Here is a 7,985-nt window from a genome sequence, read left to right on the forward strand (position 1 = left end):
TGGTCTGCACCTCGTCCAACGCCGAGCGCGCGCTGCGCTGGGCCTTTGACCAGCATGGTGACCCCGCCGGGACCAAGGTGCTGTTCCTGCCCGACCAGCACCTCGGGCGCAACACCGCGGTCCGCCAGCTGGGCCTGAGCCTGGACGACTGCGTGGTCTACAACCCGCTCAAGCCCAACGGCGGCCTGAGCGTCGAGGAGCTGCGGCGGGCCCGGGTGATCCTGTGGCGCGGGCACTGCTCGGTGCACGGCCGGTTCACCGCCGAGCAGGTCGCCAACGTGCGTGAGCGGGTGCCCGGCGTGCGGGTGCTGGTGCATCCCGAGTGCACCTACGAGGTGGTCAGCGCGGCCGACCTGGTCGGTTCCACCGAATACATCATCAGGACCATCGAGGCGGCGCCGGCCGGTTCGGCCTGGGCGATCGGCACCGAGCTGAACCTGGTGCGCCGGCTGGCCGAGGCCCACCCGGACAAGACCATCACGTTCCTGGAGTCCACCGTCTGCTACTGCGCCACCATGAACCGGATCGACCTGCCGCACCTGGTGCACTGCCTGGAGGCGCTGGTACGCGGCGAGGTGGTCAACCAGATCACCGTCGAGCCGACGGTGGCCGCCCACGCCCGGGTCGCGCTGGATCGGATGCTGGCGCTGCCCGAACTGCCGGCCGCTACCGCACCGAACACCTCGCCGGACCTCACTCCCACCGGACCACCCGAACCACCCGAACAGGAAGCCCGACCGTGAACCCGTTGCGCCGCAAGGCAGCCGCCGAGACCGTGCCCGAAGCGCCGACGACGCCGGAGCCGGTGACCGGGCCTGCCTCGGCACGCGCTCCCAAGGGACGTCCGACCCCCAAGCGCCGGACGAACTCCGTGCCACCCCCGCCGGCTCCCAAGACCCGCAAGGAAGCCGTCGCCTGGCAGAAGCAGCAGGGCAGCAAGGCCAAGGTCGCCGGCCAGAAGACGCTGAGCAGCAACGAGTACCGGGAGGCGATGAAGGCCGGCGACCCGCGGGTGCTGCCCCGCCGGGAGCAGGGCCCGGTGCGCGCGCTGGCCCGTGACTACGTCGACTCCCGCCGGATGGCCTCGAACTACCTGCTGCTGCTGTTTCCGCTGATGCTGGTCGGCTACACGTACCAGCCGCTGCAGTTCCTGACCTTGCTGCTCTTCGCACTGCTGCTGATCGAGTGGATCTACACCGGCTCGCGGATCCGCAAGCTCGCCCAGTCCCGAGGGCTGCAGGTCAGGGAGTCCGCGGTCGCGCTCGGCTTCTACGCAGGCAGCCGGGCCTACTTCCGGCGCAGCTGGCGGCGGCCGCTGCCCCGGGTGGAACTCGGCGACCAGATCTGAGGCCGGCGGTTCCGCGTCGACCGACCTAGGCGGCGCGCTCTGCTGCGTTGCGCCGTTTCACAGTGGCCACGGCATGGGTAGCCAGGAGAGCCGCAGTGTCGATGCTGTTCACAACCTCCTGGTGCCGGCTGGCGATGTTGACCCGTTCGGCGACGCGCAGGCCGCGTTCGCTGATCTGGGCAAGGAGGTGCCACTTCCACGCGAGGGTGTCCGCGGCGTCAAGTTCGGCGAGATTACGGGCCCTGGCAACGATGGTGTGCGCGCGGGGGTCGCCCAGCAGCGCGGCGGGGCCGCTGGTGCAGCAGGCCAGATCAGGGCAGATCAGGTGCGGCAGGAGGACCCGGTCGGTCATCAGCACCCGCAAGCTCGGCTTGGGCACGCTGCGGCGCACGCTGGCCACATAGACCGGCCGCGCGCCGCCGCCGCCTGACGGTGGCTGGCGGTGTGCGGCCGAAGCGGAGCGTAGGTCGCAGCGTTCACGCCAGCCGATGCCGACCTCGTAGCCTGTGGCTCCTCCGGCGACACATGCCTCGCCGAGCGCCCCCTGATTCCAGGCAGTGACAGGGTGACGGGGCCTTATCTGCCCGACCGTGGCGAGCAGATCGGCGAGACGCCGCTCGGGGTGTACGCCTTGGTCAACCTTCGCCGCGGCTAGCGCGACCGGCGCCGGTCCCAGCAAGGCGGATGCCTCAAGTAGCGGATTCAGCACGCTGGGCCAGGCCATCCGGTCCAGCAGCCGCCACCCGAGCGCGAACACCGCCATGACGGGGATGTGGACATTGTTGCGATCGAGGAATCGGCAGGTGTGGGCGAGCAGCCGCCGCTGGATGTCGACCCAGCCGTCGTCGGCCTTCTCGATGTGGACGTAGGGGACGATCAAGGTGGTAGCGCCGTGTTCGATTTGAAATGACAGGCATTCCTCGACGAGCCGCTCCTGGCGCCGGTTCGAGGCGAGATCGCTCGGGGTGTGGGCGCGCCCATCGGCGAACGACAGCCGCGCCCACGGGTCAGCCGGGTGTTGCACGTCTTGGAGATAGTGGGTGAGCGGATCGACCAGAAACGGCACCCCGGCCCGGCGCGCGGTGGCCGCGATCTCCGGGTGCGCCGCCGCGACGTGGGCGTCTACCACGAGCCGGTTCGGGCGGCGCGCAGCAGCCGACGCTCCGCCCCTGCCGTAGACGCGGTCGATCAGGGCAGCGTCTTGCCCACTCACCCGAATCACCAATTCGGCCATGCCACCTCCACCTGTCAGACGTAGGCTAACAGACGACACGCAAAAACATGCGCAGTTTGACTAGCAGTTGCCCACGCAGCATGATGGCCGACGTGATGCAATCAGGAGACCCGAGATGAGCAAGCCCCGCCCCGCCCGTGCCCAGGCACCCGCACCGGACTCCCTGACCTACCTACGCATTGTCGATGACATCACCCGCTCCGGGATTACCCAGACGGAGCTCGGTCAAGCGGTAGGAGCGAGCCTGCGGACAGTGCAGAACTGGGCTGCGGGCAACGGCACCCCCGCTGGCGCCAAAGTCCGGCGCCTGCTCGACGTCCAATACATCGTCCGGGAACTCCGCGAGGCCTACACCGAGGAAGGCGTCCAGATCTGGCTGCATGCCCGCAACCGCAACCTCGGCGGCCGGCGGCCCATCGACCTGCTCGCCGCCGGCCAGTACGACGAAGTCCTCGTCGAGGCGGAACGCGCCTCGGGAGCCATGTAGTAATGGATTCCCTGGCCGTCCTCGTCGCCGCGTGCCCACGAACTGACATTGGTGGAACGTGGCAACGCCACGTCGCCGCCCGCCATGTCGCCCATGCGCTTGACGGACGACGCGGCACCGGCCGATGGAGCACCACGGACGGGTTCCCCGTGCTTTACCTCGGCCGTCCTACTAACTCGGTGATCGTCGAGGCCTACCGACACCTCGTCGATCCGGTCGAGGACGAACGCCTGCTCGCCCACCTCGAGCCACGCGCTCTGGTGACCTGCACCGTTGAACTCACACCTGCACGGCATCATCGCTCCGGCCGCCACGGGCATCGGAGACACGCTCGCGCTGTTCACCGACGTCCTCCCGGCCGAACAGCGGCCAACACGCTCGGCGCCCGACATCGCTTGGGATCACCTGCCAGCCGACCCGCGTCAGGTCCCGCCACGCCATCTACGGGCCGTCGACACCGGCCCCTGACCCAATCAGAGCCGGCGGGTCAGCAGGGCTGTGGCGTCAGGCGACGAGATCTGAGGCCGGCGGCGGGCCGGTCGTCAGGCCGCCGCCGGCTCGATGCTCAGGTGAGCCGGCTGGTCGGGACGTTCTCGGCCGTCTTGGCCGGGTCGCGGATGACCACGTCGCCCAGCGCCTCGTCGATCCGCTTCATCGCCTCGTCGGGAATGACGACACCGGCAGCCTTGACGTTCTCCTGAACCTGTTCCGGCCGCGAGGCACCGACCAGGGCCGCGGAGACGTTGTCGTTCTGCAGCACCCAGGCCACCGCCAGCTGGGCCATCGTCAGGTCGAGCTCCTCGGCGATCGGCTTGAGCTCCTGCACCCTGCTCAACACGTCATCGTTCATGAACCGGGAGATCATGTCGGCGCCACCCTTGGTGTCGGTGGCCCGCGAACCTTCCGGCGGCTGCTGCCCGGGCAGGTACTTGCCGCTCAGCACGCCCTGGGCGATCGGCGACCAGACGATCTGGCCGATCCCCAGCTCACGGGAGGCCGGAATCACCTCGCCCTCGATGACCCGCCACAGCATCGAGTACTGCGGCTGGCTGGAGATGAGGCCGATGCCCAGCTCCTTGGCGAGAGCGTGACCGGCTCGCAGCTGGTCGGCGGTCCACTCGCTGACGCCGATGTAGAGCGCCTTGCCCGCCCGGACCACGTCGGCGAAGGCCTGCATGGTCTCTTCCAGCGGGGTTTCGACGTCGTAGCGATGGGCCTGGTACAGGTCGACGTAGTCGGTCTGCAACCGGCTCAGCGAGCCGTCGATGGACTCCATGATGTGTTTGCGGGACAGGCCGGTGTCGTTCGGGCCCTTCGGGCCGGTCGGCCAGTACACCTTGGTGAAGATCTCCAGTGACTGCCGGCGCTCGCCCTTGAGCGCATCGCCCAGCACGGTCTCCGCCTTGGTGTTGGCGTAGACGTCGGCGGTGTCGAAGGTGGTGATCCCGCAGTCCAGGGCAGCCTGGACGCACTGCTTGGCCACGTCGTTCTCCACCTGGGAGCCGTGCGTCAGCCAGTTGCCGTAGGTGACGGCCGAGATCTTGAGTCCGCTGTTTCCTAAGTATCGAAATTCCATGCCTTCGACACTAGGCCGTAGCGCACACCGTCGCGAGGCCGCAGCGCACCGTCGCGGGCGGCATATTACCCGTATACCCGCAACATCCTAGAAATCTCTAATGCAGGTGGCCACAATAGCCCCTATGACCCAATCCCCACGCATGCCACAGACGCGTCAGTCACGTCTTGGGGCACGGCTGAGCAACCTCACACTGAAGAAGCGTGCTGTCCTGGTGGCGGCCATGGGGCTCGCGATGGTGGCGTTCTCCGCGCCGTACGCTGTGCTGTGTTGGAATTCTGAGTCGACGGCCGGGCACCTTGCCCTTGTTATCGCGTGGTCGCTGCTTGCGCTGGCTGGCGTCGTTGCTGGTCTGAAGTCGCGAAGGATTGCCTTGACGGAGTCGTTGGATCCGGCGAGCAACGAGCGGCGTATTCGGCAGGGGGTCACCACACAGAGACTCCTCCTACCGGCGGGCATCGCTGTTATCGCCATTGCCGGAGCGATTGGCAAGTCCTGGAGCGAGGCGCTGCTGTCCGCACTGGGCGTTTACTCGGCGCCGGCGTTCCTGCTGATGGCCGCCGGCTTCTGGCAGCGCGGAAACCGCGACGCGCGAACCGACCAACCTTCTTAGGTAGAGCAGACGTCCTCAACATCGTGGGGATGTCAAAATTCAAAGAACGACGCGGCGCTCACACCCCGAGTACCTGGTGGGCCACTCACGCCGGACAACTGCGGCCTACCTACTCCGACAGCGGCATCGGGCCGTAGACGCGCTTGCCGTCGTGCAGCAGGCTCACCCCGGCCACGCCCGCCTCGGCCAGCGTCCGCCACGCCTCGCCCAGCCAGCTCTCGGCGTCGGACTGGCTGGGGAACTCGCCCGGATCCTCGGCGTCAGGGCTCTCGGGCTCGTACTTCCAGGTCCAGGACATCGGGTGCGCCACCTTGTCGTTGAGGTTCGGTCGAGGGACGTGCCAGCGGCAACGGTTCGGCGCCGGCTGGGTTGTGGTGGCCCACGCTAGCGTCCCGGCTGGGCCCGGTCGCGGCGGCTGCCCTAGGCTGCGAGCCGCACTGGCGGGTTCTCATCGGCGGGGCGCTGGCGAACCCGTCCGGGCTCGGCATGGCTCGCTCAGCGAAAGGTGTCCTGGATTGGCGGCGCGACGGCGCACCCTGGTGCTCGGCGGCGTGCGCTCGGGCAAGTCGAGCTGGGCCGAACAGCAGCTGGCCGGGCACGCCCGGGTCGACTACCTCGCCACCGCGGCCGAGCGCGACGACGCCGACTGGGCCCGGCGGATCGACGAACACCGGGAACGCCGGCCCGCGCACTGGCGCACCGTGGAGACCTTGGACGTGGCCGCTGCCCTGGCCGCCCCGGCGGCACCGCTGCTGGTGGACGACCTGGGCAACTGGCTGGCCCGCACCATCGACCGGACCGGCGGCTGGGACGGTGAGCTGTCCGGCCTGCGGGCGGCTGCGGCCGAGCTGGTGAGTGCCTGGCAGGACTGCCCCGGACGGGTGGTGCTGGTGAGCGCCGAGGTGGGCAGCGGCATCCATCCGGAATCGAGGTCGGGCCGGATCTTCGCCGACGAGCTGGGCAGGCTGAACACCGCGCTGGCCGCGCAGGCCGACGAGGTGGTGCTGGTGGTGGCGGGCTTGCCGTTGTGGCTGCGCACACCGCACGAGCCGCCCGAGCAGCACGAGTCGCACGCGCAGCCAGAACGGCAGCAGGCAGAACGGCGGCAGACGCCCGAGCGGCAGTCAGGAGAGCGGCAATGACCGAACCGGAGTCCGCGACGAGCGAGTTGCAGGCGGCGCTGGCCGGCATCGACTATCCCGACAGTGACGCCGAGCAGGCCGCCAGGCTTCGCCAGGACGAGCTGACCAAGCCGGCCGGATCGCTGGGCGTGCTGGAGGAGCTGTCGATCTGGGCCGCCGGGGTGCAGGGGCAGTGCCCGCCGCATGCCTTCGAACGCGCCCGGGTGGTGGTCTTCGCCGGCGACCATGGCGTCACCGCCGCCGGGGTGTCGGCCTATCCGGCCGAGGTGACAGGGCAGATGGTGGCCAACATCGCCGCCGGTGGCGCCGCGGTCAACGTGCTGGCCCGGGCGGCCGGTGCCGGCGTCCGGGTGGTGGACCTGTCGGTGGCGGTCGACACCGACCCGGGGCTGTCGGCGTTCAAGATCCGCCGCTCCAGCGGCCGGATCGACCGGGAGGACGCCCTCACCGGCGACGAGGCGGAGCGGGCCCTGGCGGCCGGCGTCGCCATCGCCGACCAGGAGATCGACAGCGGCGCGCAGTTGCTGATCGCCGGCGACCTGGGGATCGGCAACACCACACCCGCGTCGGTGCTGGTCTCGGTGCTCACCGGCGCCGAACCGATCAAGGTGGTCGGCCGCGGCACCGGAATCGATGATGCCGGCTGGATCCGCAAGTGTGCCGCCATCCGGGACGCCCGGCGCCGGGCCTGGCCACACCGCGAGGACCTGACCCGGCTGCTGGCGGTGGCCGGCGGTGCCGATCTGGCGGCGATGACCGGCTTCCTGCTGCAGGCCGCGCACCGCCGGACCCCGGTGCTGCTGGACGGCCTGGTGGTCAGCGCCGCGGCACTGGCCGCCCAGCTGGGCAACCCCCGGGTGGTGCACTGGCTGCAGGCGGCACACCTGTCGGCGGAGCCCGCTCACGAACTCGCCCTGCAGCGGCTGGAGCTGACCCCGATCCTGCGGCTGGGAATGCGGCTCGGTGAGGGAACCGGAGCACTGGTCGCCCTGCCGGTGCTGCGGGCCGCCGCGCTGAGCCTGGCCGAGATGGCCACCTTCGCCGAGGCCGCGGTGGCAACCCGCCAACCGGGCACCGGGGAATGACCGGGGGCCGCCGGCCGCGCGAGGGCTGGCCGGTGGCTGCCGGCCTGCGGCTGTCGCTGACCACGCTGACGGTGCTGCCGCTGCGAGCCGGACGGGTGGACCGGCGGACCGGCGCGGTGGCGATGCTCTGGGCACCGGCCGTCGGGCTGGCGCTCGGCGCGGCGCTGGCGGCAGCGGCCTGGGCCCTGACCGGACTGGGGCTGGCACCGCTGCCGTGCGCGGCCGTCCTGGTGGCGCTGCTGGCGTTGCTGACCCGCGGCCTGCACCTGGACGGGCTCGCCGACACCTTCGACGCGCTGGGTTCCTATGCGGCCGCCGACCGGGCGCTGGCCATCATGAAGTCGCCGGAGGCCGGCCCGCTCGGCGTGGGCGCGATCGGCGCGGTGCTGCTGGTGGACGCCGCGGCGCTGTCGGCGCTGGTGGCGCGGCACGGCTGGCTGCTGATCGCCGCCGGGGTGGCGGTGGGCCGGCTCGGCATCACGCTCTGCTGCGCGCGCCCG

The 7,985-nt window shown here is 70.3% G+C and carries 10 protein-coding genes; 7 read left to right on the top strand and 3 right to left on the bottom strand.

The genetic code is table 11. The annotated features are described in order from the left end of the window. Positions 1–743 (top strand): quinolinate synthase NadA (gene nadA / locus VF542_RS08180; protein ID WP_408651205.1); only part of this gene is annotated, 743 nt, incomplete at its 5' end. Continuing rightward, positions 740–1,348 (top strand): DUF3043 domain-containing protein, encoded by a 609-nt coding sequence (locus VF542_RS08185; RefSeq protein WP_408651206.1) that lies wholly within the window; start codon positions 740–742, stop codon positions 1,346–1,348. The genes nadA and VF542_RS08185, both read left to right, overlap by 4 nt. A gap of 25 nt (positions 1,349–1,373) precedes the next feature. Here VF542_RS08185 and VF542_RS08190 read toward each other — a convergent pair whose 3' ends face one another. Beyond that, on the bottom strand, positions 1,374–2,582 hold the full coding sequence (locus VF542_RS08190) for a hypothetical protein (RefSeq protein WP_408651207.1): 1,209 nt from the start codon (positions 2,580–2,582) through the stop codon (positions 1,374–1,376). A 115-nt stretch (positions 2,583–2,697) separates the two neighbouring features. Here VF542_RS08190 and VF542_RS08195 point away from each other — a divergent pair, with 115 nt between their 5' ends. Next, complete coding sequence (locus tag VF542_RS08195; protein ID WP_408651208.1) at positions 2,698–3,069, top strand: antitoxin Xre/MbcA/ParS toxin-binding domain-containing protein; 372 nt, start codon at positions 2,698–2,700, stop codon at positions 3,067–3,069. Between the two features lie 565 nt (positions 3,070–3,634). Here the strand turns inward: VF542_RS08195 and VF542_RS08200 are convergent. Beyond that, on the bottom strand, positions 3,635–4,645 hold the full coding sequence (locus tag VF542_RS08200) for an aldo/keto reductase family protein (protein WP_408651209.1): 1,011 nt from the start codon (positions 4,643–4,645) through the stop codon (positions 3,635–3,637). Between the two features lie 124 nt (positions 4,646–4,769). Between VF542_RS08200 and VF542_RS08205 the strand changes: the two genes are divergently transcribed. Continuing rightward, the gene (locus VF542_RS08205) at positions 4,770–5,258 is read left to right on the top strand and encodes a hypothetical protein (protein WP_408651210.1); all 489 of its coding nucleotides are present in this window, start codon (positions 4,770–4,772) and stop codon (positions 5,256–5,258) included. A gap of 109 nt (positions 5,259–5,367) precedes the next feature. On the opposite strand, the gene VF542_RS08210 is transcribed toward VF542_RS08205, so the two are convergent. After that, a complete protein-coding gene (locus VF542_RS08210) occupies positions 5,368–5,556 on the bottom strand; it encodes a hypothetical protein (protein ID WP_408651211.1) in 189 nt (62 codons plus the stop codon). Between the two features lie 217 nt (positions 5,557–5,773). Between VF542_RS08210 and VF542_RS08215 the strand changes: the two genes are divergently transcribed. From VF542_RS08215 to VF542_RS08225, 3 genes are all read left to right on the top strand, one after another. Then, entirely contained in the window at positions 5,774–6,400 is a 627-nt protein-coding gene (locus VF542_RS08215; RefSeq protein ID WP_408651212.1) for a bifunctional adenosylcobinamide kinase/adenosylcobinamide-phosphate guanylyltransferase, read from the top strand. Continuing rightward, positions 6,397–7,485, top strand: a complete 1,089-nt coding sequence (gene cobT, locus VF542_RS08220; RefSeq protein ID WP_408651213.1) for a nicotinate-nucleotide--dimethylbenzimidazole phosphoribosyltransferase — start codon at positions 6,397–6,399, stop codon at positions 7,483–7,485. The genes VF542_RS08215 and cobT overlap by 4 nt, the downstream gene beginning before the upstream one ends. After that, the coding region (locus tag VF542_RS08225; protein ID WP_408651214.1) for an adenosylcobinamide-GDP ribazoletransferase at positions 7,482–7,985 on the top strand (504 nt) is incomplete at its 3' end. The genes cobT and VF542_RS08225, both read left to right, overlap by 4 nt.

The organism is Jatrophihabitans sp., assembly GCF_036389215.1.
GTDB lineage: Bacteria > Actinomycetota > Actinomycetes > Mycobacteriales > Jatrophihabitantaceae > Jatrophihabitans_A.

Bases quoted from the DNA above. Each gene is read 5' to 3' on its own strand.
- VF542_RS08190 (WP_408651207.1), bottom strand. From the start codon at position 2,582: ATGGCCGAATTGGTGATTCGGGTGAGTGGGCAAGACGCTGCCCTGATC.
- VF542_RS08195 (WP_408651208.1), top strand. From the start codon at position 2,698: ATGAGCAAGCCCCGCCCCGCCCGTGCCCAGGCACCCGCACCGGACTCC.
- VF542_RS08200 (WP_408651209.1), bottom strand. From the start codon at position 4,645: ATGGAATTTCGATACTTAGGAAACAGCGGACTCAAGATCTCGGCCGTC.
- VF542_RS08205 (WP_408651210.1), top strand. From the start codon at position 4,770: ATGACCCAATCCCCACGCATGCCACAGACGCGTCAGTCACGTCTTGGG.
- VF542_RS08210 (WP_408651211.1), bottom strand. From the start codon at position 5,556: ATGTCCTGGACCTGGAAGTACGAGCCCGAGAGCCCTGACGCCGAGGAT.
- cobT (WP_408651213.1), top strand. From the start codon at position 6,397: ATGACCGAACCGGAGTCCGCGACGAGCGAGTTGCAGGCGGCGCTGGCC.